This is a genomic window from Rhodoplanes elegans (assembly GCF_016653355.1).
GTDB lineage: Bacteria > Pseudomonadota > Alphaproteobacteria > Rhizobiales > Xanthobacteraceae > Rhodoplanes > Rhodoplanes elegans.
In genome coordinates this window covers 1-22,782 of sequence record NZ_NHSK01000161.1, presented here as the reverse complement: position 1 = coordinate 22,782, position 22,782 = coordinate 1, and the positions used below count along the sequence as shown (strand labels likewise).

At 70.8% G+C, this 22,782-nt stretch carries 23 protein-coding genes and 1 riboswitch; of the genes, 21 read left to right on the top strand and 2 right to left on the bottom strand.

Annotated elements, in window-relative coordinates:
- Positions 1–9: 9 nt before the first annotated feature.
- A complete protein-coding gene (locus CCR97_RS20250) occupies positions 10–195 on the bottom strand; it encodes a hypothetical protein (protein ID WP_111355151.1) in 186 nt (61 codons plus the stop codon).
- Between the two features lie 275 nt (positions 196–470).
- Here CCR97_RS20250 and CCR97_RS20245 point away from each other — a divergent pair, with 275 nt between their 5' ends.
- From CCR97_RS20245 to CCR97_RS20150, 19 genes are all read left to right on the top strand, one after another.
- Positions 471–1,460 (top strand): ABC transporter substrate-binding protein, encoded by a 990-nt coding sequence (locus CCR97_RS20245; protein ID WP_111355150.1) that lies wholly within the window; start codon positions 471–473, stop codon positions 1,458–1,460.
- Positions 1,461–1,480: 20 nt separating this feature from the next.
- On the top strand, positions 1,481–2,413 hold the full coding sequence (locus CCR97_RS20240; protein WP_111355149.1) for an IclR family transcriptional regulator: 933 nt from the start codon (positions 1,481–1,483) through the stop codon (positions 2,411–2,413).
- 19 nt (positions 2,414–2,432) lie between these two features.
- On the top strand, positions 2,433–3,038 hold the full coding sequence (locus tag CCR97_RS20235; protein WP_170145649.1) for a pentapeptide repeat-containing protein: 606 nt from the start codon (positions 2,433–2,435) through the stop codon (positions 3,036–3,038).
- Positions 3,039–3,391: 353 nt separating this feature from the next.
- On the top strand, positions 3,392–3,658 hold the full coding sequence (locus tag CCR97_RS20230; RefSeq protein ID WP_111357319.1) for a recombinase-like helix-turn-helix domain-containing protein: 267 nt from the start codon (positions 3,392–3,394) through the stop codon (positions 3,656–3,658).
- The gene (locus tag CCR97_RS20225; protein WP_111357318.1) at positions 3,642–4,421 is read left to right on the top strand and encodes an ABC transporter ATP-binding protein; all 780 of its coding nucleotides are present in this window, start codon (positions 3,642–3,644) and stop codon (positions 4,419–4,421) included. The genes CCR97_RS20230 and CCR97_RS20225 overlap by 17 nt, the downstream gene beginning before the upstream one ends.
- 76 nt (positions 4,422–4,497) lie before the next feature.
- The gene (locus CCR97_RS20220; RefSeq protein ID WP_111357317.1) at positions 4,498–5,472 is read left to right on the top strand and encodes an ABC transporter substrate-binding protein; all 975 of its coding nucleotides are present in this window, start codon (positions 4,498–4,500) and stop codon (positions 5,470–5,472) included.
- Between the two features lie 14 nt (positions 5,473–5,486).
- On the top strand, positions 5,487–6,329 hold the full coding sequence (locus CCR97_RS20215) for an ABC transporter permease (RefSeq protein WP_111357316.1): 843 nt from the start codon (positions 5,487–5,489) through the stop codon (positions 6,327–6,329).
- Between the two features lie 30 nt (positions 6,330–6,359).
- Positions 6,360–6,911 carry a cupin domain-containing protein gene (locus tag CCR97_RS20210; RefSeq protein ID WP_338049121.1) on the top strand — a complete coding sequence of 184 codons (552 nt, stop codon included), beginning with the start codon at positions 6,360–6,362 and terminating at the stop codon, positions 6,909–6,911.
- A 37-nt stretch (positions 6,912–6,948) separates the two neighbouring features.
- Positions 6,949–7,992, top strand: coding sequence for an aromatic ring-hydroxylating oxygenase subunit alpha (locus tag CCR97_RS20205; protein ID WP_111357315.1), 1,044 nt, complete (start codon positions 6,949–6,951; stop codon positions 7,990–7,992).
- Positions 7,993–8,024: 32 nt separating this feature from the next.
- Entirely contained in the window at positions 8,025–8,768 is a 744-nt protein-coding gene (locus tag CCR97_RS20200) for an SDR family oxidoreductase (protein ID WP_111357314.1), read from the top strand.
- Positions 8,765–9,637, top strand: a complete 873-nt coding sequence (locus tag CCR97_RS20195) for an alpha/beta fold hydrolase (protein ID WP_111357313.1) — start codon at positions 8,765–8,767, stop codon at positions 9,635–9,637. The genes CCR97_RS20200 and CCR97_RS20195 overlap by 4 nt, the downstream gene beginning before the upstream one ends.
- Entirely contained in the window at positions 9,634–10,482 is an 849-nt protein-coding gene (locus tag CCR97_RS20190) for an IclR family transcriptional regulator (protein WP_111357312.1), read from the top strand. The genes CCR97_RS20195 and CCR97_RS20190 overlap by 4 nt, the downstream gene beginning before the upstream one ends.
- On the top strand, positions 10,479–11,387 hold the full coding sequence (locus CCR97_RS20185) for a VOC family protein (RefSeq protein ID WP_111357311.1): 909 nt from the start codon (positions 10,479–10,481) through the stop codon (positions 11,385–11,387). Before CCR97_RS20190 ends, CCR97_RS20185 begins: the two co-directional genes overlap by 4 nt.
- 4 nt (positions 11,388–11,391) lie before the next feature.
- The gene (locus CCR97_RS20180) at positions 11,392–12,180 is read left to right on the top strand and encodes an SDR family oxidoreductase (RefSeq protein ID WP_111357310.1); all 789 of its coding nucleotides are present in this window, start codon (positions 11,392–11,394) and stop codon (positions 12,178–12,180) included.
- 10 nt (positions 12,181–12,190) lie between these two features.
- On the top strand, positions 12,191–13,882 hold the full coding sequence (locus CCR97_RS20175) for a thiamine pyrophosphate-binding protein (RefSeq protein WP_111357309.1): 1,692 nt from the start codon (positions 12,191–12,193) through the stop codon (positions 13,880–13,882).
- A gap of 34 nt (positions 13,883–13,916) precedes the next feature.
- Positions 13,917–15,425, top strand: a complete 1,509-nt coding sequence (locus CCR97_RS20170; RefSeq protein ID WP_201159784.1) for an aldehyde dehydrogenase — start codon at positions 13,917–13,919, stop codon at positions 15,423–15,425.
- Positions 15,422–16,711 carry an FAD-dependent oxidoreductase gene (locus CCR97_RS20165; protein ID WP_111357308.1) on the top strand — a complete coding sequence of 430 codons (1,290 nt, stop codon included), beginning with the start codon at positions 15,422–15,424 and terminating at the stop codon, positions 16,709–16,711. Before CCR97_RS20170 ends, CCR97_RS20165 begins: the two co-directional genes overlap by 4 nt.
- 3 nt (positions 16,712–16,714) lie before the next feature.
- Positions 16,715–17,947: a DUF2478 domain-containing protein gene (locus CCR97_RS31840; protein WP_244670581.1), complete on the top strand. Its 1,233-nt coding sequence runs from the start codon at positions 16,715–16,717 to the stop codon at positions 17,945–17,947.
- A 184-nt stretch (positions 17,948–18,131) separates the two neighbouring features.
- Positions 18,132–19,175, top strand: a complete 1,044-nt coding sequence (locus CCR97_RS20150) for a beta/alpha barrel domain-containing protein (protein ID WP_111360460.1) — start codon at positions 18,132–18,134, stop codon at positions 19,173–19,175.
- A gap of 28 nt (positions 19,176–19,203) precedes the next feature.
- On the opposite strand, the gene cbiB is transcribed toward CCR97_RS20150, so the two are convergent.
- Positions 19,204–20,184: an adenosylcobinamide-phosphate synthase CbiB gene (gene cbiB, locus CCR97_RS20145; protein WP_201159783.1), complete on the bottom strand. Its 981-nt coding sequence runs from the start codon at positions 20,182–20,184 to the stop codon at positions 19,204–19,206.
- A 412-nt stretch (positions 20,185–20,596) separates the two neighbouring features.
- Positions 20,597–20,804: riboswitch (cobalamin riboswitch) on the top strand.
- A 98-nt stretch (positions 20,805–20,902) separates the two neighbouring features.
- On the opposite strand from cbiB, the gene CCR97_RS20140 reads away from it, so the two are divergent.
- Both CCR97_RS20140 and CCR97_RS20135 read left to right on the top strand, forming a co-directional pair.
- Positions 20,903–21,937 (top strand): FecCD family ABC transporter permease, encoded by a 1,035-nt coding sequence (locus CCR97_RS20140; RefSeq protein ID WP_111360484.1) that lies wholly within the window; start codon positions 20,903–20,905, stop codon positions 21,935–21,937.
- Positions 21,934–22,713 (top strand): ATP-binding cassette domain-containing protein, encoded by a 780-nt coding sequence (locus tag CCR97_RS20135; RefSeq protein ID WP_201159782.1) that lies wholly within the window; start codon positions 21,934–21,936, stop codon positions 22,711–22,713. Before CCR97_RS20140 ends, CCR97_RS20135 begins: the two co-directional genes overlap by 4 nt.
- Positions 22,714–22,782 lie beyond the last annotated feature (69 nt).

The following is a 22,782-nucleotide window of genomic DNA, read 5'->3' as shown; positions in this document are numbered from 1 at the left end:
GGAAGGTCGTCAGCAGTGGCGGGGGCAGTCCTGGTCGATCCGGGCCTGCGCCATCAGGATCACGCTTCGCTCGTCCTGCTGGGGGGTGGTGATGGTCTCGACGACCCCGTAGGTGCCGGGCGCGTAGATCTCGGCCTTCCAGGTCTCGTCGCGTTTGGTGATGATGCGGTAACCGCGGTAGTTGCAATCGGTCATCTCGTCCTCCCGAGATGCGGCGCAGTCTGCATGGACATCCTGGCCGGACGGTGGAGATCTCGTGCCGAACGAGGAAAAAAGCATCAGAATGATTACTGATGAGGCAACTTTTCTCGATGGGGTAGAACCGGACGTGATGGGCACGCGCCGCGTGGGGCCGTGATCTCGGTGCTGCGGTGCAGCACAGCCGCGCCCGACAGTCACGCACCGCGGTGGACCGCGCCGCTGCGGCACGCCATTCTGCCCCCTGTTTTGCGAGACGGGGGACGGCAGGAATGCTCCAGGTGACCATGGCGGGCGGCTTCTATGACCGCACGCGATCCCTGATCGACGGGTCGGTGCGGCCGGAGGGGCTGTCGCTCACCTATGTCGAGCTGCCGATCGAGGAGGTGTTCTGGCGGCTCCTGCGCTACGGCGAGTTCGACGTCGCCGAGTGCTCGCTCGCCTATCACATGATCGCCCGGGCGCGCGGGATCGGCCACGATTACGTGGCGATCCCGCTGTTCCCGTCGCGCTGCTTCCGCCACGGCTTCGTCTTCGTCAACCGCAACAGCGGCATCCGCAAGCCCGAGGACCTCGCCGGCAAGATCATGGGCGTGCCCGAATACGCCATGACGGCGGCGCTGTGGCTCCGCGGCCTGTTCGAGCACGACTACGGCGTGCCGCCCGGCGCGATGCGCTGGCGGGTCGGCGGCATCGAGGAGCCGAACCGCGCCGATCGGATGGAGATCACGGTCGACGCCGACGTGGAGATTCTGCCGATCCCACCCGGCAAGAGCCTGGTCGGCATGCTGGCCGCCGGCGAGATCGACGCCATGATGGGGCCGCGCGTGCCCTCGGTCTTCCGCCAGGGCCATCCCGACATCGTGCGGCTGTTCCCGAACTATCCGGCGGACGAGCGCGCCTGGTACGAGCGCACGCGGATCGTGCCGATCATGCACACGGTCGTGATCCGGCGCGCCCTCTACGAGCGCGAGCCGTGGATCGCCATGAGCCTGTTCAAGGCGTTCCGCGAGAGCTCCCGGCGCGCCTTGGAGCGCATGCGCGACGTCAACGCGCTGCCCTACAGCCTGCCCTGGTACCTGCCGGCCCTGGAGGAGACCATCGCGGTGTTCGGCGAGGATTTTTGGCCCGAGGGCCTCGACGCCAACTGGCCCTCGGTCGCCATGCTGATGCAGTACGCGAGGGAGCAGGGGCTGATCGACCGCCTGTTCACGCCGGAGGAGCTGTTCGCGCCGAGCACCCTCACCGAGTTCAAGATCTGATCATCCGACAGGCCGGGCCGATGCCGCCGCGCAAGTCCGAGACGCTCTACATCGCGCCGCCGGCGCAGCGCGCCGTGCGGCTCCTGCGCGCCGTCGTCGAGGGCGACGCGGTGACCAACACCAGCGTCACGGCCAAGGCGCTCGGCATCAACCGCACCACGCTGATCCGGCTCCTGTGCACGCTGGAGGCGGAACGCTTCATCGAGCGGCGTCCGGGCGGCGATGGCTTCCAGGTCGGCGTCGGCTTCATCGGCCTCGCGGCGCGCGCGCTCGCGGGTCAGGATCTGGTGCAGGTCGCCACGCCCGTGCTCGCGCGCCTGTCCGAGACGTTCGGCCTCTCGGCCCATCTCGGCGTGCTTGACGGCCACGACGTGCTCTATCTGCTGCGCCGCGCGCCCGACCTACCGGTGGTCAGCAACATCCGGGTCGGCAGCCGGCTGCCCGCCCATGCGACCACCATGGGGCGGATCATCCTGGCACATCTGCCGGCGGCCGCCGTGACGGCGCTCTACGGCCGCGGCGCCCTGAAGGCCTTCACCGACAAGACGGCGACGACGCTGGCCAAGCTCGAGGCCCAGATCGCCGCCGATCGCGCCGCCGGCCTCGCCTGGAGCCGCGAGAACTTCGAGCCCGGCATCGACTCGGTCGCCGCCGCCGTGCTCGGTCCTGCGGGGGCCGTCGTCGCCGCCATCAACGTGACCGGACCGAGCGGCCAGTTTCCCGCGGCCGGCGCCGCCAAGGCGCGGCTCGGCGTCGCGGTGCGCGAGGCGGCGGCGGAGATTTCCGCGCGACTCGGGCATGTCTCCTCCGGTGCGGCCGACCCCGGGCGATCCGGCATCGATCTTGCCAAGTCGGCGGCGGCGTCCGAGGATCGCGCGCCCCGGCGCGCCCGGCCCGCCGCGAAGCAACCGTCTCGGACCAAGACTCCGACCAAGAAAAGCCCCCGCGTGTGACATCCGAACAGGAGACCACATGAGAGCCGCCGAACTGCGCGCCGCCATGACGGCGCCGCTCACCGTCGGACACGCCTGCGACCTGCGTGGCCTCGTCGTCGACGAGCCGCTCGATCTCGCCGGCGCCCGGATCGGCAATGTCGATCTCACCGGCACGCGCTTCGAGGCGCCCGTGATCGCGCGCGGCGCCGTATTCGGCGGGCTCGCGTGGTTTCGCGACTGCCGGTTCGCCATGAAGGTCGACTTCTCCGGCGCCGTGTTCGGCAACGACGCGCGGTTCGACGGCGCGACCTTCATGGGCGACGCCACCTTCTCGGGCAGCGAGTTTCACGGCGTCGGCGACTTCGATCTCGCCGCGTTCCACGGCGCGGCGTTTCTCGACCGCCTGCAGGTTCTCGGCAATCTGTCGCTCGAGCGCACCCGCTTCCATGGGCCGGCCTCGTTCGAGGACAACGAGTGCTTCGGCGGCCTGTGGTGTCACGACGCCCAGTTCGACGGCCGCTGCAACACCGCCGGCATGGAGGTGCACGGCCGCACCTGGCTCACCGGCGTCAAGCTGCCGCGCCTCCTCTCCGGCCAGCCCGCGCTCTCCGGCATCCGCAGCTTCGGCTATCGCTGGAGCTGACAGGAACGCATCGAGCGTAGGGTGGGCAAAGGCGCGGAACGCGACGTGCCCACGCCGTCCGGTCCGGTTCGTCACGACCGCGTGGGCACGACGCGCCTGCGGCGCGCCTTTGCCCACCCCACAAGATTCCACGAACTGATCACGTCGCAACTGCCCGCACCGCCGGGCGTGGTCGGGCCGCGGCTGCTCGCGGCCGCCCATTGCGCCGCACAACAAACTCGCACTGCGGCATACGTATTGATGCGGAATTGAGCTTGACGACGCCGCAGGTCCGACCCTAGCCTATTCATCATTGAACGATCTGTTCAATAATGAACAGGCCCGAACGAGCGGCAGCGAACAGGCGACCCCCGATGCCCAGACCGCATTCCGACCTCGCGCATCAGTCCCGTGGACGTGACCTCGGCGCCGACGAGGCGGCGCTCGCCGTCGCGCTCGAGCGCATCTTCGCGGCCGGCACGCACGACTTCGCCGCCGTCGCGCAGCAGCTCTCCGCGCAGCAGATCGTCGCGCCGGCGAGCCGGTCGACGACCTGGACCGTTGATCTGCTTGAGGCCGAGCTGACCGCCATCAACGCATCTCTCGACGAGGCTTACGCGGCTCATGGTTTTGGCGCTTGACTTCATCGGCGTGACCAAGCGCTTCCCGATCGCCGGCAAGCGCGACGAGTTCACGGCCGTCGAGAAGCTGACCTTCCATGTCGGCGCCGGCGAGATCGTCGCCGTTGTCGGTCCGTCCGGCTGCGGCAAGAGCACGATCCTCAACATGGTCGCCGGTCTCGACGGGCCGAGCGAGGGCGAGGTGCGAATCGGCGGCGAGCGCGTCACCGGGCCTACCCGGCATGTCGGCTTCATGCTGCAGAAGGATCTGCTGCTGCCGTGGCGCACCATCGTGTCCAACGTCGAGTTTGGCCTCGAGTCGCGCGGCATCGCGCAGGCCGAGCGGCGCGAGCGGGCGATGCGCGAGCTGGAGCGTTGCCGTCTCGCCGACTTCGCGCACCATTACCCGCATCAGCTTTCCGGCGGCATGCGCCAGCGCGCCGCGCTCGCCCGCACGCTCGCGGTCGAGCCCGACGTGGTGTTGCTCGACGAGCCGTTCTCGGCGCTCGATGCGCAGACCAAGATGATCCTGCAGGAGAGTTTCGCCCGCACCATCGTGGCGACCGGTGTCACAACGGTGCTGATCACGCACGATCTCGCCGAGGCCGTGCTGATGTCGGACCGCGTCGTCGTGATGAGCGAGCGGCCTGGCCGGCTCGTCGAGGAGCTTCCGATCGATCTGCCGCAGCGCGGCGATCCGATGGGGCGCGGCCGCATGCCGCGCGCCCACGAGTACATCGATCATCTGTTCAACACCCTGCATCTCGCCGAGCGCGCCGCCTGAGACTCTCCGCGAGCTGTTCTTCCGGGACTGACGACCGCGACCGAAGACCCCCGCCGGGCCATCAAGGAGACCCCCGATGCCCTCCCTGCCGATCCGACTGGCCGCCGGCGCGGCCCTGCTGCTCGCCGCGACGACGGCGCAGGCCGCCGAGAAGATGACCTATCTGTTCCCGGCACCCGGCGTGCTGCCGGCTTTCGCGCCGTTCCAGCTCGCGCAGGCGCGCGGCTACTACGCGGCCGAGGGGCTCGACGTGACGTTCCAGGTCGGCAAGGGCGGCGCCGACGTCGCCAAGCAGGTCGCGGTCGGCAATGCCGAGCTCGGCGGCGGCATCGGCGACACGCCCGTGATCGTCCGCGCTAACGGCCTGCCCGTGAAGGCGGTCGCGGTACTCGGCGGCCAGGCGCTCACCCAGATCATCGTGCGCAAGGACGCCGGCGTGAAGTCGCTCGCCGAGCTGAAGGGCAAGAAGATCGGCGTGCTCTCGTTCCAGGACACGACCTACTACAACGCGCTCGCCGCCCTCGCCAGCGCCGGCCTGAAGAAGGAGGACGTCTCGATCGAGGCGGTCGGCCCCGCCGGCATGGTTAAGCTGATGATCTCCGGCGACCTCGCCGCCATCTCGGGCGTGCCGGAATGGACCGCGGCGATCGAGGAGGCCGGCATCGGCGTCGACATCTATCCGATCACCAAGATCTTCCCGGCGATGGCGCAGGCGCTGCTCGCCTCCGACGAGACCATCGCCAAGAAGCCGAAGGTGGTGGAGGGCTTCGTGCGGGCGACCCTGAAGGCGGTGCGCGACATCCAGTCCGACCCCAAGAAGGCGGCCGCCGAATACGTGAAGGCGATGCCGCAGCACGCCGGCCGCGAGGCGCAGATCCTCGACATCATGCAGCGCTACAACACGCTCGTGTATCGCACCGAGGACCCGACGGAGCTCGGCAAGCTCGATCCGAAGCGCATCGCCGCCGTGCAGAAGTTCTACGTCGACAACGGCATCGTGCAGACGGCCGTGCCGGTCGCCGAGCTCTACACCAACCAGTTCGTCAAGTGAGCGGGAGCGATCCGATGAGCGTGAACGTTCTCGACGCCGACGCCGCCTCGGGCCGCACGAGACGCCGACTCGCGGCCGCGAACGCGTCGCTCGCCCAGATGGCGCCGGACATCGCCCTGACGTTGACGATCGCCGTGGTGGTGCTCGCCGCTTGGCAGTACGCGCCGCCGCTGCTCGGGGTGCCGCGCTACATCATCCCGACGCTCGGCGACTGCCTCGCCGAGTTCGGCCGCATGGTCGCGCAGGAGAACCTCGCCCGCCACTTCTTCACCACGCTGTGGGTGTCGGTGGTCGGCTTCGCGCTGGGCAGCGCCTTCGGCGCGGCCTTCGGCTACGCGCTCGGTCTCTCGGCCATGTGGGAGCGGGCGATCTCGCCCTATCTGCTCACCCTGCAGATCGCCCCCAAGGTCGCCTTCGCGCCGCTGTTCATCATGTGGTTCGGCTACACGGCGTGGCCGAAGCTGCTGGTCACCCTGCTGATCGTGTTCTTCCCGATCCTCGTCAACGTGCTCCAGTCGATGAAGACGGTCGATCGCGACCTCGTCAATCTCGCCCGCGCCTACAACATGAGCCGGGCCGCGATCTTCTGGAAGATCGAGTTCCCGTCCTCGATGCCGGCCCTGATGGCGGGCCTGCGCATCGGCGCGACGCTCGCCGTCATCGGCGTCACGGTCGGCGAGTTCGTCGGCGGCAATGTCGGGCTCGGCTTCCTGATCACCTATGGCGAAGGCCAGGCCAACACCGCGATGGTGTTCAACGCCATCATCCTGCTGACCGTGATCGGCATCGCGCTCTACATGGCGGTCGCCGCGATCGAGAAGCGCGTCCTCCACTACATCCCCCGTGCCAGCCACTGACGTGGCGGAGCAGAGCCGAAGGAGAGGTCCATGAACCAGCCCGTGAAGATGGCCGAGATCATGCCCGAGGACGTGACGATCCCCGAGGGCAAGACCTTCGAGCAGTGGCTCGAGTCGCGCATCGCTCGCTACGACACCCGCAAGCTCGACTGGAACGCGCTGAAGTTCCAGGCCGACTACGACCCGAAGTATCGCCGCGCCCAGATGCGCTACATCGGCACCGGCGCGACCGGCGTGGCGCACGACGACAACGTCGTCCCGGCCGAGCACTTCACCTTCTCGACCATGGTGCTGCCGGCCGGCTGCGAGGGCCCGCTGCATCTCCACACGGATGCCGAGGAGGTGTTCTTCGTGCTGCGCGGCCGCAAGCTGCGCTTCATGATCGAGCACCAGGGCCAGCGCTTCGAGGCGGTGCTCGGCGAGCGCGATCTCATCTCGGTGCCGCCCGGCATGTATCGCGGCCTCGTCAACGAGGGCATCGAGGAGGCGCTGATGCTGGTGATCATCGGCTCCACCAAGCCGGAGACGCCGACCTATCCGGAGGACCACCCGCTGTCCAAGGTCAAGCGGCCGAAGAACTGACCACCCGCAGAACCGACAGGCCGTCCCGGAGCAGCACATGTCCACGGATCTCAAGGACCGCATCGAACGCCGCATCAACCAGGGCCTGCTCGGCCAGTGGTACGCCGCCGCGAAGTCCGTGCAGGTGAAGCCGGGGCGGCCGCACGGCGTCGCCATCCTGGGGCGCAACCTCGTGCTGTGGCGCGACGCCGCCGGCAAGGTGAAGTGCCTGGAGGACTTCTGCCCGCATCGCGGCGCCAAGCTGTCGCGCGGCGAGGTGCACGAGGGCAACATCGCCTGTCGTTATCACGGCGTGATCCTCGACGGCACCGGCACCATCGTCCAGGTGCCGGCGATGCCGGAATGCGCGCTCGAAGGCCGCCGCGCCATCGAGTCGTTCACGGTGCACGAGATGCGCGACTGCGTGTTCGTCTACATGCCGAGCGCCGAGCGCCCGACCGCGCCGCCGTTCCAGGCGCCGGCCGAGTTCCTCGACGAGGCGTGGGAGGGCTTCCTGTGCATGTCGCGCTGGGGCTGCAACTATCGCTACGCGCTCGACAACCTCGCCGACCCGATGCACGGCTGCTACCTGCACGCGCAGAGCTTCACGCTCGCCTATGGCGCCAAGCAGGATCTGATGAAGCTCGACCGCACCGACGACGGCTTCGTCGTCTCGCGCGTGCAGCAGCAGGGCGAGAACTTCGACTGGACCCACATGGTGGTCACCGAGGCGCAGACCTATTGCCGCCTCGACATCCCCTATCCGAAGGCGGCCGGTCCCGGCAGCGTGTTCCGCATCATCGGCTTCACCACGCCGATCGACGAGACGCACTGCTACGTCTTCTTCTGGCGCATGCGCAAGATCGACGGCCTCGCGCGGCAGGCGTGGCGTTTCCTCTATCGCGCCATGCTGGAGGAGCGGCATTGGCACGTGCTCGAGCAGGACCGCGAGATGCTGGAGGACATGCCGGACGACGCCCGCATGCGCGAGATGCTCTATCAGCACGACATCGGCGTCTCGCGCATGCGCCAGATGCTCACCCGTGCCGCCAAGGCGCAGATCGCCGCCGAAGACGCCGCCGCTTCGCGCACGGCGGTCTGAGTGGACGTGACGCGCGGAGGCGGGCAGGGCGCATGCTGAACGGACGCACCATCGTCGTCACCGGAGCGGCCCGCGGGGTCGGGCGCGCCATCGCGGAGGCCTGTGGCCGCCGCGGCGCGCGCCTGATCCTGGCCGACATTCGGGTCGAGGCCGGCGAGGCGACGACGGCCGCGCTGGTGCGTCAGAACATCGATGCGCGCTTCGTGCCGGTCGATCTCGGCGAGCCGGAGTCGGTCACGCGCTTCGCTGAAGCGATCATGGCGCAGGACGAGACGATCGACGGCCTCGTCAACAACGCGGCGATCGCCACCAATGTCGGCGGCAAGCTCTTCGACGAGATCGATCTCGACCTGTGGGACCGGGTCCAGCGCGTGAACGTGCGCGGCACCTGGCTGGTGACGCGGGCGCTCGCGCCGCTGATGGGCCGCGGCGGCCGCATCGTCAATCTGGCGTCGGATACGGCCCTCTGGGGCGCGCCGAAGCTGCTCGCCTACACGGCCAGCAAGGGCGCCGTGATGGCGATGACCCGCTCGCTCGCCCGCGAGCTCGGGCCGCGGGGCATCGCCGTCACGGCGGTGGCGCCCGGCATCATGCGCTGCGAGGCGACCGACTACGTGCCGGCGGAGCGGCACCAGCTCTATGAGAACGGCCGCGCCGTGCCGGGCCCGCAGACGCCGGAGGACATCGTCGACGTCGTCGCCTTCCTGCTCAGCGAAGGCGCCCTGCCGCTGACCGGTCAGGTGCTGCCGGTCTCCGCCGGGTTCGTGTTCACATGAGCGGCGCAGCACGCATCCTGGAGACCACGGGCGCGGCCGCGCAGGGCATCGTCGGCGGTCGCGCGGACGGCATCGCCTACCTGCACCGGCCGGGACGCGACAAGGCCGTGCCGGTCGTGCTGCTGCACGGCATCGGCAGCGACGCCGCGTCCTTCGTTCCACTGATGGAGGCGCTCGACGCACGCTTCGACGTGATCGCCTGGGACGCGCCGGGCTACGGCACCTCGGTCCCGCTCGCGGCCGCGTGGCCGTCGGCCGCGGACTACGCCGAGCGGCTCGCTGGGCTGCTCTCGGCGCTCGGCATCGGTCCGGCGATCGTGGTCGGCCATTCGCTCGGCGCCCTGATGGCGGCCGCTTTCGCACGAAATCACCCGGAGCACGTGGCCGGCGTTCTGCTGCTGTCGCCCGCGGTCGGCTACGGCACTGCGCCTGGCGGCTATCTCCCCGAGAGTGTCGCGGCCCGTCTATCCGATCTCGATCGGCTCGGGCCGGAGGAGTTCGCGCGGTTGCGCGCGCCGCGCCTGGTCTCCGACGTCACGGTGCTGCCGGCCGTCACCCGTGCAATGGCGAGCGTGGCGATGCCGGGCTACGGCCAGGCGAGCCGCATGCTCGGCTGCGGCCGGCTGATCGACGACGTCGCGGCGCTCACCTGTCCGGTGCTGGTCGCCTGCGGGGCCGAGGACCGCATCACGCCGTCGGCGCAGTCCGCGACGGTGGCGTCCGCGGTCGCGCCGGTCGCACGCGTTCGTGACGATCTTGTGCTGGTCGACGGCGCCGGCCACGCGCTGCCGCAGGAGCGACCAAACATCGTGGCCGCGCTGATCGCGAAGCTCGCGTCGCATCTCGGCATCGACGGAGGCCGGGAATGAGCGATCTCCTCCTGCCCGACAGCCCCGCTTCCGCCGCGGTCGGCGTGCCGCCGGTCGAGCGGGCGATCCGGCTCCTGCGCGCCATCGCCGACGGCGATCCGGTCACCAACATGAGCCGCACGGCGCGCGCCCTCGCCATCAACCGCACCACGCTGATGCGGCTCCTGCAGACGTTGGAGGCCGAGCGTTTCATCGAGCGTCGCCCGCAGGGCGACGGCTATCGCATCGGCCTCGGTCTGGTCGGCATCGCGGCCGGCGCCTCCTACTCGCAGGATCTGGTGCAGACGGCGATGCCGGTCGTCACCCATCTCGCCGAGTCGGTCGGCCTCTCGGCCCATGTCGGCGTGCTCGACGGCACCGACGCGCTCTATCTGGTCCGCCAGGTGCCGAACGTGCCGCTCGCCAGCAACATTCATGTCGGCAGCCGCGTGCCGGCCTATGCGACGACGCTCGGCCGCATCATCGTGGCGTTCTGGCCCGACGAGAAGATCGATCGCGTGTTCGGCGGTCTCGCCTTCACGTCGTATTCCAAGCATTCGCCGCGCACGCTCGACGCCTTCAAGGCGATGCTCGCGGCCGATCGTGCCGCCGGGCTCGCCTGGAGCGAAAGCCATTACGTTTCGGGCGTCAGCTCGTTCGCCGGGCCGATCTTCGACCGCACCGGCGAGCCGGTCGCCGCCGTGAACGTCACCGGTCCGGCGCAGGTGTTTTCCGCGGAGCCCGGACGCCGCAGCCGCATCGGCGAGGCGGTGCGCGCGGCCGCCGACGAGATCTCGAAGCGCCTCGGCCACGTGGCGAAGCCGGCCGCGCCGGCAGCGCCGACGACACGAAGGAGAACCGCATGACGAGCGGCCTGATCAGTCACATGCGCGGCATCGCGATGCGCGCCACCGGCGCGACCGCGACCCGCGACTTCTACGTGAAGAACTGGGGCCTCGTGCCGACCGCGCAGGAGAACGGAATGCTCTATTTCCGCGGCACGGGGCCCGAGCAATACATCTATGCACTGCGCGACGACGACGTGTTCGGCGTCGACTACGTCAACTTCGCGGTGGCGAGCCGCGAGAATGTCGAGCGGCTGCACGCCGGTCTCGTCGCCAAGGGCGTCGACGTGCTCGGCGCGCCGGCCGAGGTGACGACACCCGGCGGCGGCTTCGGCTTCATGGTGCTCGATCCGGACAAGCGCCGGCTGCGCTTCGTCACCGGCGTGGCGCAGCACAACGACACCGAGGACGACATCGCCAAGCCCCGCAAGGTGACGCATGTCGTGCTCAACACGCCGCAGATGGAGCGCACCCGCGACTTCTACATCGATGTGCTCGGCATGCGGATCAGCGACTACTCGGCCGCCCAGATGGTGTTCCTGCGGATCGCCGCCGACCACCACTCGATCGCGCTGAACCAGAGCACCTATCCGAGCGTCAATCACGTCGCCTTCGAGATGCCGAGCATCGATTCCTTCATGCGCGGCATCGGCCGCATGAAGACGCTCGGCCAGGCGCCGGCCTGGGGGCCGGGCCGGCACGGGCCGGGCAACAACCCGTTCGCGTACTTCGTCTCGCCGTCGGGCTTCGTCATCGAGTTCACCACCGAGGTGCAGCAGATCGACGAGGCGACGCACGAGCCGCAGGTGTGGCCGCGCGACGTGCCGGAAAAGATGGACGTGTGGATGACGGCCGGTCCGCCGACGCCGGCGATGCGCGCCGTCATGCAGGGCCGTCCCGACGTCGGCTTCCCGGCGCGGAGCTGATCGGATGGATCTCGGCCTGTCGGGTCGCGTCGCCGTGGTCACCGGAGGCAGCTCCGGGATCGGACTCGCCGCCTGCCGCCTGCTGCTCGACGAGGGTGCGGACGTCGCGTTGTGTGGGCGTGACGCCACCCGCCTCGCCGCCGCTGCGGCGGAGCTGACCGCCCGCCACGGCGCGGCCCGCGTGCTGGCGCAGCGCTGCGACGTGCTGGTGAAGGCCGAGGTGGAGGCGTTTGCGCAAGGCGTGCGGGAGTGGCGCGGGCGATGTGATCTGCTCGTCAACAATGCCGGGCAGGGGCGGGTCTCGACCTTCGCGGACACGACGGACGACGACTGGCGCGACGAGCTCGAGCTGAAGTTCTTCAGCCAGATTCATCCGATCCGTGCGTTCCGGCCACTGCTCGACGAAAGCGATTCGCCGGCGATCGTCGGCGTCAACTCGCTGCTCGCCTACCAGCCGGAACCGCACATGGTCTGCACCTCGGCGGCGCGTGCCGGGGTGCAGAGCCTCCTGAAGTCGCTGGCCCGCGAGCTCGCACCGCGCATCCGGGTCAATGCCATCCTGATCGGTCTCGTCGACTCGGGTCAGTGGCAGCGCCGCTACGATGCCGCCGGAACGACCGAGTCGCGTGAAAAATGGTTCGCGGCGCTGGCGCGCGAAAAAGGCATTCCGCTCGGCCGGCTCGGCGATCCGGCCGAGGCAGCCCGCGCCATCCTGTTCCTCGGCTCGCCCGCGGCCAGCTACGTCACCGGCGCCCAGCTCGAGGTCTCGGGCGGCGTGTCACGATTCATCTAGGACCCCCAGCATGACCATTTCGCTGCCGCTGTCGCGCATCGAGGAGAGCCTCGCCGAGGAGCCGGTCGGCGATCTCGTCGCGCGGTTCCTGGCCGAGATCGGCGTCCGCACCGTGTTCGGCGTCATCTCGATCCACAACATGCCGATCCTCGACGCGATCTTCCGCCAGCGCCGCATCCGCTTCGTTCCGGCGCGCGGCGAGGCGGGCGCGATGAGCATGGCGGACGCCTACGCACGGGTCTCGGGCGCGCTCGGTGTCGTGATCACGTCGACCGGCACGGCCGCCGCGAACGCGGCCGGCTCGCAAGTCGAGGCGCTCACCGCCGGCGCGCCGGTGCTGCACATCACGACCCAGGTCGACAGCCCGTGGGCGGACCGCGACCGCGCCGCCATCCACGACGTGCCGCGCCAGCCCGACATGCTCAAGGCGATCTCCAAGAGCTATTTTCGCGTGTGGGACGCCAACGACGCGCTGGGCGTGCTGAAGGCCGCCGCGACCGCCGCGCTCACCGCACCGACCGGCCCGGTCAGCGTCGAGCTGCCGGTCGACATCCAGCGCGCGCTCGCCCGCATCCCGAAGCGGGTCTCGCTCAACGTTCCGCGGACGGCGCCGAACGACGACGAGCTCGATCAGCTCGCCGCGCTGGTGAAGGCGGCGAAGCGGCCGATGCTGTGGCTCGGCGGCGGCGCGCGCGGGGCGGCCGAGGCCGCGACCGCGCTGGTCGAGCGCGGCTTCTGCGCCGTCACCTCCACCAATGGCCGCGCCGTGGTGCCGGAAGGGCACGCCCGCAGTCTCGGCGCCTTCAACATGACGCCGGAGGCGCAAGGCGTCTATCGCCGCGCCGATCTGATGATCGTGGTCGGCTCGCGGCTGCGCGGTAACGAGACGCGCGACGGCGCCCTGGTGCTGCCCTCGCCGCTCGTCCAGGTCGACGCCGATGCGAGCCGCATCGGGCGCAACTACGCGGTCGATCTCGGCATTGCGGCGGATGCACGCCTGGTGCTCGAAGGCCTGCTGGCGCGTCTCCCCGAGACGCTCGAGGTCGATCCCGGCTTCGGCTATGAGGTGAGCGTCGCGCGTGCCCGCGCCGAGGGCGCGCTGCGTACCCGGCTCGGACCTTATCAGGTGATTGCCGACGCGATGCTGGCGCGGGTCGGTCCGGGCGGGCACCCGTTCGTCCGCGACGTCACCATCGCCAACTCCACGTTCGGCAACCGGTATGTGGCGATCGGCGCGCGGCATCTCGGCGTGCATGCGCTCGGCGGCGGCATCGGCATGGGCATCGCCATGGCGGTCGGCGCCGCCTGCGCGTCGCCCGACGCCAAGACCGTGGCGCTGGTCGGCGACGGCGGCGCGATGCTCAACCTCTCCGAGCTGCTCACCGCCGTGGAGGAGGAGAGCGACATCGTCTTCGTGCTGATGAACGACAGGAGCTACCAGGTCATCCGCAACATCCAGGACGCGCAGTACGGCAGCCGCTACGGCTTCAGCACGCTGCGCACGCCCGACTTCGGCGCCTTCGCCGGCTCGATCGGACTCGCCCATGTGCGGGTCGGTACCGTCGAGGCGTTCGAGCCCGCCTTTGCGCGCGCCCTGGAGACCAAGGGCCCGGTGCTGCTCGAGGTCGACATGACGGCGATCGGTCCGTTCGCCGAGCCGTTCGGTGGGCCGCCCGCCGGCGCCGCCGGCGGCGGCGCGTGATCAGGACGCGCGGATCCTGGGAGACGTAAAAGAGATGCTGATCGCCGACGACAAGATGCCGCCCGATCTCCTCTCTATCGGCGGCGAATGGCGGCCCGGGCGCGGCGCCGAGATCACGTCGATCTTCCCGGCCGACCGCAGCCTCAACCGGGTGCTGCACGGCGCCTCGCGCGAGGACGTGCTGGAGGCGATCGACCGCGCCGAGGCGGCGCAGCGCGATCCGGCCTGGCGGAACCTGAGGGCCCACGAGCGCGCGACCTATCTCTATCGCATCGCGCAGGGCATTGCCGACAGCGCCGACCGCATCGCCCACGTCCAGAGCCGCGACACCGGCAAGACGCTGAAGGAGACGAAGGCGCTGGCGCTCAGCGCCGCCGGCACGTTCCGTTACTTCGCCGCCGTGCTGGAGACGGCGGAGGACGCGCTGACGCCGGCGCGTGGCGACTATCTCTCCGTTTCGGCGCACGAGCCGATCGGCGTCGTCGCGGCGATCACGCCGTGGAACTCGCCGATCGCGAGCGATGCGCAAAAAGTCGCCCCGGCCCTCGCCGCCGGCAATGCCGTGCTCCTGAAGCCCGCGTCGTGGAGCCCGCTGGTCTCGCTCGAACTCGCCCGCATCGTCGAGGCGTCGGGGCTGCCGAAGGGTCTGTTCTCGGTCCTGCCCGGCTCCGGCAGCGTGGTCGGCGATCTACTCGTCGGGCATCCGGCGGTGGGAAAGGTGTCGTTCACGGGCGGCACCGAGGTCGGGCGCGGCATCGCCTGCAAGGCGGCCGACAAGATGATGCCGGTATCGCTCGAGCTCGGCGGCAAGTCGGCGACCATCGTGTTCGCCGACGCCGATCTCGACGTCGCGATCGCCGGCGTGCTGTTCGGCATCTTCTCGTCGAGTGGCCAGTCCTGCATCGCCGGCTCGCGCCTGCTGGTCGAGCGCGCGATCTACGAGCAGTTCGTCGCGCGGCTGGTCGCTGCGACCGAGCGGCTGGTCATCGGCCATCCGTTCGATCCGGCCACCCAGGTCGCCCCGCTGATTCATGACGACCACCGCGACAGCGTCGCGGACTACGTCAAGATTGGGTTGGAGGAGGGCGCGACCCTCCTCACCGGCGGCGCGCCGCCGCGCGGCGACGTCTATGATCAGGGCATCTATTTCGCTCCGACCATCCTGGCGGGCGTGAGCAACGCAGCGCGCATCTGCCGCGAGGAGATCTTCGGCCCGGTGCTGGTCGTAATGCCGTTCGACGACGAGGCGGAGGCGATCGCGGTCGCCAACGACAACGACTTCGGCCTCGCCTGCGGGATCTGGACGCGCGATCTTTTGCGCGCGCGGCGCGTCGGGAGTGCCGTCCAGGCCGGGACCGTGTGGGTGAACACCTACAAGCAGTTCTCGATCGCGACGCCGTTCGGCGGCGTGAAGGACTCGGGCCTCGGCCGCGAGAAGGGGCGCGACGGGCTGCGCGCCTACATGAGCCAGAAGTCGTGGTACGTGGACACGAGCGAGCGGCCGTATCCGTGGGCCGCGTCGGTTCTCGGAGGCGGAGCATGAGCGGACCTCGTCAGATCGCGGTCGTCGGCGCCGGCCCGTCCGGCCTGTTCTCGGCGCAGGCGCTGGTGAAGGCGGTGCCGGGCGCGGTCGTCGACGTGATCGAGAAGCTCCCCGTGCCGCACGGGCTGATCCGGTACGGCGTCGCGCCCGATCATCAGGGCACCAAGGCCGTGACCCGGCAGTTCGAGCGGCTGTTCGAGCGCGACGGCGTCGGCTTTCACGGCAACGTCGAGATCGGCCGCGACGTGTCGCTCGCCGCGCTGCTCGGCCTCTACGATGCGGTGGTGCTGGCGGCGGGGCTCTCGGTCGATCGCCGGCTCGGCGTGCCGGGCGAGAGGCTCGCCGGTGTGATCACGAGCGGCGCGCTGACGCGGTGGATCAACAGCCATCCGAGTGAGCCCGCGACACCGCCGGCGCTCGGGCGCAACGTCGTCGTGGTCGGTGCCGGCAATGTCGCGCTCGACATCGCCCGCCTGCTGGCGAAGACTCCGGACGAGTTCTCCGGCAGCGATCTCGATCCGGCCCGCGCCACGGCGCTCGACGTCTGCGGCATCGAGACCATCGACGTCGTCGGGCGCGGTTCCGCCGCCGCCTGCCGGTTCGATCCGGCGCTGATCAAGGAGATGGCGCATCTCGCCGGTGCCCGTATCGAGGTGCATGGCGATCTCGACGTGGACGCGCCGGCCGAGGCGGCTGCGCGGCTCGCGGCCCTGAAGGTGATCCATGGTGCCGGCCCGGCCGATGCGCGCCGCGTCGTGCGCTTCCGGTTCGGTTTTTCGCCCGACGAGATCCTCGGCGACGCGGCCGGCGCCGTGCAGGCGATGCGGTTCAGGACCGCCGATGGAGCGAGCCTGACTCTGCCCGCGACCAGCGTGATCACGGCGATCGGCTTCTGCTGCGACTCCCGCGCCGCGCTGATCGATCCGGTGGGCGTGTCGGCCGGCGACGGCGCCGGCGCGCTGCCGCATCGGATCGGCGAGCGGCTGTTCGCGGTCGGCTGGTTCCGCGGCGGCGCCGTCGGCACCATCCCGGAGGCGCGGCGCGACGCGAAGCTGTTGGTCGACACGGTTGCAGCCACGCTCACGACCACCGAGGTCACGTCGAGCCCCCGCGCTGGGCGCGCCGGCCTTCTCGCGCGTCTCGCGGCCGCCGGCGTGACGCCGGTGTCCTATGCGCATTGGAAGCACATCGAGGCCGCCGAGACGGCGGCGGCGCCGCCCGGCCGGGCGCGCTTGAAGCTCTGCTCCACGTCCGACATGATCGTCCACGTCCACCGCGCGGCCTGACCCATGACCATCGTGATTCTCTACGGAACCGAGACCGGAAACGCCGAGATGCTGGCCGAGGACCTGGCCGACCGCCTCTCGGCGGATCATCACGTCAAGGTCGTCGCCATGGACGGCGCCGGTCCGTCGGTGTTCGACACCGACGCGCTCTTTCTGATCGTCACCTCGACCTACGGGGACGGCGAGCTGCCGGCCTCGGCGAAGCCGTTCCACGCCGCGCTGGCGGCGGCGCGGCCGTCGCTCGCGGGAAAGCGCTTCGCCGTGTTCGGGCTCGGCGACAGTCAGTATGCCGAGACCTTCAACTTCGGCGGCCGCACGTTCCAGGAGCTGCTGGAAAGCCTCGGCGCCCGCGCCGTGGCGCCGCGCGGCCTGCACGATGCATCGGGTAAGGAGCTCGCCGAGGACGTCGCCGGCCGCTGGCTCGACGAGGTGTTGGTCGCCGCCGAGACGGTGTGCCCCTTCGCAAGTCTGCTGCCGGAGGTCCGGGCGAACTCCTGCCCGTCGTGCGTGACGAAGTCTTGGGCAGGCCCGCGGGTTGTGCAGTCGTGGGGCGATGGTATCCTGTGCCCGAGCGGCTACAGGATCACGCCCGGCGAGGACGGCCCGATGTGCACTGATTCTTCTTCCACCCGCGTGATGCCGATAGCGGCTCCGGGCACGGCCGGCGCGTTTCCGCTGATCGCCGCGATCCGCGGCGGCCCCGGTACCGGGGCCTCCGACGTGCTGATCGCCTTTGCCCAGGCCCGCATGTCCGAGGGACTTTCGGTCGTCGGGCTGGTCGTCGCGCCGGCGCCGGACGGCACGACGCGAGGCGGTCCGCACAGTCACGGCGGGCATGGCGGCGAGGCCTGTGGCTGCGGCGGCGCGCTGCGCGACCTCGCGTCCGGCGAGGTGATCGGCATCCACCAGGATCTCGGTCCCGGCTCGGAGGCCTGCAATCTCGACACCTCGGGTCTGGCGCGCGCCTGCGCCGGCGTCGAGCGGCAGATCGCGCAGGGCGTCGATCTCGTCATCCTCAGCCGGTTCGGCGGCCAGGAGGCCGAACGCGGCGGGCTCACGGCGGCGTTCCAGGCGGCCGTGGCGGCCGGCGTGCCGGTCGCCTGCGTGGTCACCCCGAAGGCCGAGGAGGCCTGGGCCGTGTTCGCCGGCGATCTCGCCCTGATGCTGCCGGCCGATCTCGGCGCGCTGGAGGCGTGGTGGACTGAGCGGCGGGCCGTCCGAGGGCTGGCCGCCTGATTCTTTCCGCCGGTCAGAACACGTCGCCATCGCTGGGTCTGTTCGCGGTCACGGAACAATCTCGCAAGTCCGGAGGACCACCTCGCTCGCCCGGATCCGAGCGGTTTCCAGCCGCCCTTGCTTCGCCTATGATGGTTCGCATCGTTTTGTGATCGCGAACAACAAGAAGCGAACGGGGAGCCGGATGAGCGAGCGTCTGCGCACGGCGATCGGCCGGGTGGCGTTGAAGAACCCGCTGATCGCCGGATCGGCCGAGCATCTGATCGATCGGGAGGGCGTGCGCCGTGCGCTCAAAGCCGGCGTCGGCGCCGTGGTGGTGAAGTCAACCAACGAGTCGCAGGCGGCGCGCCGTCAGCTCCAGGCCGCCGAGTACATGGTGCTGGACGACGCGTGGCGACCGATCCCGTGGAGCAAGGACGCGCCGGCGCACGCCTTCATCGCCTGCCGGTCCGGCCTGTCGCCGCTCTCCTTCGAGGCGTGGCTCGACCAGACCGCGATGCTCGACCGCGAGGCGAGGGCGTTCGACTCCTACGCGGTGGCGAGCCTGATCCTCGCCGATCTCGACGCCTGCGTCGCCATGGCCCGGCAGGTGGAGGCGGCCGGCATTCGGGTGCTCGAGCTGAACATCGGCACGCCCTATGCGAGCCAGGCGCCCGGCGCGGTGGCGACCGAGCTCGATCCGGCCCGCATCACCACCATCGTCGGGGCCGTGCGGGCCGCCGTGACGATCCCGCTGTGGATCAAGATCACGGGCCAGAGCGAGCGCGTGCCGGAGCTCGCGGCGGCGGCCGTCGCGGCCGGCGGCGAGGCCGTCGTGATGGCGGGCCGTTCGCTCGGTCTGATCCCCGATGTCGAGACCTTCGAACCGATGCTCGGCACCACGCTCGGCGTCGGCGGGCACTGGAACCTGCCCCTCACCTGCCAGTGGCTGGCGCTGTCTCGCGCGAGGCTCGGCGCGGAGGCGCCGCTGATCGGCACCAACGGGGCGCAGAGCGGACTCGACGTCGCCCGCATGATGCTGGCCGGCGCCAGCGCCGTGGAGATGTCGTCCGCCGTGATGCTGCGCGGCTTCGAGGTCCTCTCGGACTCGCTCGCCGCGCTCGCGGCCTATCTCGACCGCAAGGACGTGAGTGCGCGCGACCTGATCGGCCGCGCCGCCGACCGCCGCAAGACGTTCGCCGAGATGCCGCTGCGCACCGACAACTGGCGCCGCTACGTGCCGGCGTGAGGGACGTTGCAGCCCGCCGCTGTCGTGATCAGATCATCATCGGGATGGCGATGACCGCCAGGAGAGCCGCGGTCCCGCCGAACGCCACCCGGAACAGCAGTATCGCGCGGCGGATGTCGGCCGGTGTCGCCGCGGCGCGGCCGTCGCCCATCCAGGCGGCCTCGACCCGGTTGCCGCCGTAGACGCGGGGGCCTGCGAGCCGCAGGCCGAGCGCGCCGGCCATCGCGGCCTCCGGCCAGCCGGCGTTCGGCGAGGTGTGCCGGCCGGCGTCGCGGCGCAGCGCGGTCCACGCCCCGCGGGCCGATGCGCCCGGCACGACGAAGGCCGCCGCGACCAGCATCAGGCCGGTGAGCCGGGAGGCCGGCAGGTTGACGAGATCGTCCAGCCGCGCCGCCGCCCAGCCGAAGGCACGATGCCGCGCCGTCTTGTGGCCGATCATCGAGTCGGCCGTGTTGATCGCCTTGTAGGCCAGCATGCCGGGCAGCCCGGCGATGAGGAACCAGAAGGCCGGCGCCGTGACGCCGTCGGAGGCGTTCTCGGCCAGGCTCTCGATGGCGGCGCGGCACACCGCGGCCTCGTCGAGCGTCGCCGGATCGCGCCCGACGATCATCGACACGGCCCGGCGGCCGCCGGCGAGCCCGTCGCGATCGAGCGCGTCGGCGACCGCCCGCACGTGGCGGTCGAGACTGCCGGCGGCGATCAGCACCGCGACCGCGATCACCGTCACGACGAGGCCGACCGGTCGGATTGCCGCTGCGAGCCCGTCGAGCGTGGCGCCGGCCACGACGGCGACAATGAGCAGCAGCGCGACCGTGAGGACGCCGGCGCCGCGTCGCACCGCGTCGGGCCACCCCGGCCGGTTGAGGGTCTGGTCGAGCCGGGCGATCAGCGCGCCGATCCACGACACCGGATGGCCGATCGCCCGGAACGCGACATCCGGATAGGCGACCCACGCCTCCAGTGCGGCGGCGAGAACGAGAACGAGAAGACGGTCGGAGACGTCCAGCATCGCGGCACCCGGCACCGCGGGATCGCGGCGGTCATTGCGGGCGCGGCATACACCGAGACCACCGTCGCGTCACGAGCGGCCCCAGCTCACCTCTCCCCGCTGTGCGGGGAGAGGTCGACAATCGCGCGATAAGCGCGGTTGTCGGGTGAGGGGGCGTCGCCGCGAGTCCGGGCTCACGCGAGTCTCTGCCTTGCGGAGACGCCCCCTCACCCGACTCGCCGCTGCGCGGCGAGCCACCCTCTCCCCGCACGGCGGGGAGAGGGAAAAAGCCCAGTCGCGGCCGAAGCCTCACNCCTCACCCGACTCGCCGCTGCGCGGCGAGCCACCCTCTCCCCGCACCCGGGGAGAGGGAACCATCCCGGTGCCGTCCAGCCCGTTCGGCCCCGTCCTTGTGCCCAAAAGCCCGGCGTGGTTTAACGCCGATGTCGTCGGTGCCTCCATCCGGAGGTGAAACGGGAACACGGTAAGGGCGTCTTCCGATGCGGAAGCGTTCGAAACCGCGGCTGCCCCCGCAACTGTGAGCGGAGCTCCTCGTCCGAACGCCACTGGCCGCCGCGGCCGGGAAGGCGGACGAGACCTGATCCGCGAGCCAGGAGACCGGCCGGCGACAGGCACGTTCGTTCGACGGTGGGTCGACGGAGGATTTCCCTTGAAGCTGTCCGACGCGGCCCGCACCGCCGTCGCCGACCCGCTCGCGCAGCGGGACCGCTCCCGCGACATGGTCCGTGAAAACACCGCCCGCGACGCATCGCGCCGTCGGGCATCCGTGATCCTCGCCCTCTCGGCGCTCCTCGCCGTGCTGGTGCTGCTGTCGCTCGGTCTCGGCTCGGTGCGGCTGTCGCCCGCCGAGGTCGCGGCGGCGCTGTTCGGCGGCGGCAGCGAGGAGAGCCGCATCATCGTCCAGGAGATCCGGCTGCCGCGGGCGATCCTCGGCGTCGCGGTCGGCGCCGTTCTCGGCCTCGCCGGCGCCGCCCTGCAGGGCCTGCTGCGCAACCCGCTCGCCGCGCCGGAATTGTTCGGCGCGCCGCAGGCGGCGGCGTTCGGGGCCGTGCTGGTGATCGCCACCGGGCTCGCCGACGTGCTCTCCTTCGCGCTGCCGCTCGCCGCCATCGCGGCCGCCTTCGTGTCGGTGTTCGTGCTGCTGGCCGTCGCCGGCCGCAATGCGAGCCTGCTCTTGTTGATCCTCGCCGGGCTCGCGCTCTCGGCGCTGGCCGGCGCCGGCACGGCCCTGACCATGAATCTGGCCAAAAATCCGTTCGCGGCGCTGGAGATCTCGTTCTGGCTGCTCGGCTCGCTGGAGGACCGCAGCATGCGCCACGTCGCGCTGGCGCTGCCCTTCGTGCTCGCCGGCGGCGCGCTCCTGCTGTCGCAGCGCCACGCCTTCCGGGTGCTGAGCCTCGGCGAGGAGACGGCCGCGAGTCTCGGCGTCGACGTCGCCCGCACGCGGCTTCTCGTGATTCTCGGCGTCGCGCTCGGGGTCGGCGGCTCGGTCGCGGTGTCGGGCACGATCGGCTTCATCGGCCTCGTCGGCCCGCATCTCGCCCGCCCGCTGGTCGGCCCCGATCCGGCCCGCCTGCTGGTGCCGAGCGCGCTGCTCGGTGCCGTGCTGCTCACCGCCGCCGACATCGCGGTGCGGCTGCTGCCGGCGACCACCAGCGTGCGGGTCGGTGTGCTCACCGCGCTGATCGGCGTGCCGTTCTTCCTGTGGCTGATCGTGCGCGAGCGCCGCTCGCTCGGCGGAGGCGTGTCGTGACGGCGCCCTATCTGGTCGCCGAGAATCTGATCGTCGCGGTCGGCGGGCGCGACGTGATCGCGGACGTCTCTCTCACGGCATCGCGCGGAAACCTGATCGCGCTGGTCGGTCCCAACGGCGCCGGCAAGACGACGCTTCTGCGTGCGCTCGCCGGGCTCGTGCGGTCGCGCGGGCTGCTGACGGTCGGCGGCGAAGCCGTGACGTCGTTGGCGCCGCGCGAACGAGCCAAGAGATTCGCTTATCTGCCGCAGGGGCACGTGGTGCATTGGCCGCTGCCGGTGCGTGACGTCGTGGCGCTCGGCCGCTATCCGCACGGCGCCGTCGATCCGGCGCGGCTCTCGCGTCACGACGCGGAGGCCGTGGCCCGCGCCATGCGGATCGCCGATCTCGATGCGCTCGCCGATCGCCCCGTCACCGAACTGTCCGGCGGCGAGAAGAGCCGCGTCGCGCTCGCCCGCATGCTGGCCGTCGAGGCGCCCGTGGTGCTGGCCGACGAGCCGGTCGCCTCGCTCGATCCCTATTATCAGCTCGAGGTGCTCGGTCTCCTGCAGCGCACGGCACGCGCCGGCGCGCTCGTCCTCGTCGTGACTCACGATCTCGGCCTCGCGGCCCGCTTCGCCGACCGGGTGCTGGTGCTCGCCGCCGGCCGCCTGGTGATCGACGGCACGCCCGAGGAGGCGCTCGGCGAAGGTCCGCTCGCCCAGGTGTTCCGCATCACGGCCTGGCGCGGCGGCGCCGCCGACCAGCCCGTCGTGGTGCCATGGTCGGCGGTGTGAGCGTGGACGCGATTCTCCGGCGCCGACGAAGAGCGACTGCGCGCCGGCGTATGGCCGTGCCGTCTTTCC

Excerpts from the sequence above, each read along its gene's own strand:
- CCR97_RS20220 (WP_111357317.1), top strand. The coding sequence starts at position 4,498 with ATGCCCTCCCTGCCGATCCGACTGGCCGCCGGCGCGGCCCTGCTGCTC.
- CCR97_RS20215 (WP_111357316.1), top strand. The coding sequence starts at position 5,487 with ATGAGCGTGAACGTTCTCGACGCCGACGCCGCCTCGGGCCGCACGAGA.
- CCR97_RS20150 (WP_111360460.1), top strand. The coding sequence starts at position 18,132 with ATGAGCGAGCGTCTGCGCACGGCGATCGGCCGGGTGGCGTTGAAGAAC.
- CCR97_RS20250 (WP_111355151.1), bottom strand. The coding sequence starts at position 195 with ATGACCGATTGCAACTACCGCGGTTACCGCATCATCACCAAACGCGAC.
- CCR97_RS20210 (WP_338049121.1), top strand. The coding sequence starts at position 6,360 with ATGAACCAGCCCGTGAAGATGGCCGAGATCATGCCCGAGGACGTGACG.
- CCR97_RS20205 (WP_111357315.1), top strand. The coding sequence starts at position 6,949 with ATGTCCACGGATCTCAAGGACCGCATCGAACGCCGCATCAACCAGGGC.
- CCR97_RS20185 (WP_111357311.1), top strand. The coding sequence starts at position 10,479 with ATGACGAGCGGCCTGATCAGTCACATGCGCGGCATCGCGATGCGCGCC.
- cbiB (WP_201159783.1), bottom strand. The coding sequence starts at position 20,184 with ATGCTGGACGTCTCCGACCGTCTTCTCGTTCTCGTTCTCGCCGCCGCA.
- CCR97_RS20180 (WP_111357310.1), top strand. The coding sequence starts at position 11,392 with ATGGATCTCGGCCTGTCGGGTCGCGTCGCCGTGGTCACCGGAGGCAGC.
- CCR97_RS20175 (WP_111357309.1), top strand. The coding sequence starts at position 12,191 with ATGACCATTTCGCTGCCGCTGTCGCGCATCGAGGAGAGCCTCGCCGAG.
- CCR97_RS20165 (WP_111357308.1), top strand. The coding sequence starts at position 15,422 with ATGAGCGGACCTCGTCAGATCGCGGTCGTCGGCGCCGGCCCGTCCGGC.
- CCR97_RS20190 (WP_111357312.1), top strand. The coding sequence starts at position 9,634 with ATGAGCGATCTCCTCCTGCCCGACAGCCCCGCTTCCGCCGCGGTCGGC.
- CCR97_RS20200 (WP_111357314.1), top strand. The coding sequence starts at position 8,025 with ATGCTGAACGGACGCACCATCGTCGTCACCGGAGCGGCCCGCGGGGTC.
- CCR97_RS20170 (WP_201159784.1), top strand. The coding sequence starts at position 13,917 with ATGCTGATCGCCGACGACAAGATGCCGCCCGATCTCCTCTCTATCGGC.
- CCR97_RS20195 (WP_111357313.1), top strand. The coding sequence starts at position 8,765 with ATGAGCGGCGCAGCACGCATCCTGGAGACCACGGGCGCGGCCGCGCAG.
- CCR97_RS20235 (WP_170145649.1), top strand. The coding sequence starts at position 2,433 with ATGAGAGCCGCCGAACTGCGCGCCGCCATGACGGCGCCGCTCACCGTC.
- CCR97_RS20245 (WP_111355150.1), top strand. The coding sequence starts at position 471 with ATGCTCCAGGTGACCATGGCGGGCGGCTTCTATGACCGCACGCGATCC.
- CCR97_RS20240 (WP_111355149.1), top strand. The coding sequence starts at position 1,481 with ATGCCGCCGCGCAAGTCCGAGACGCTCTACATCGCGCCGCCGGCGCAG.
- CCR97_RS31840 (WP_244670581.1), top strand. The coding sequence starts at position 16,715 with ATGACCATCGTGATTCTCTACGGAACCGAGACCGGAAACGCCGAGATG.
- CCR97_RS20140 (WP_111360484.1), top strand. The coding sequence starts at position 20,903 with ATGGTCCGTGAAAACACCGCCCGCGACGCATCGCGCCGTCGGGCATCC.
- CCR97_RS20225 (WP_111357318.1), top strand. The coding sequence starts at position 3,642 with ATGGTTTTGGCGCTTGACTTCATCGGCGTGACCAAGCGCTTCCCGATC.
- CCR97_RS20230 (WP_111357319.1), top strand. The coding sequence starts at position 3,392 with ATGCCCAGACCGCATTCCGACCTCGCGCATCAGTCCCGTGGACGTGAC.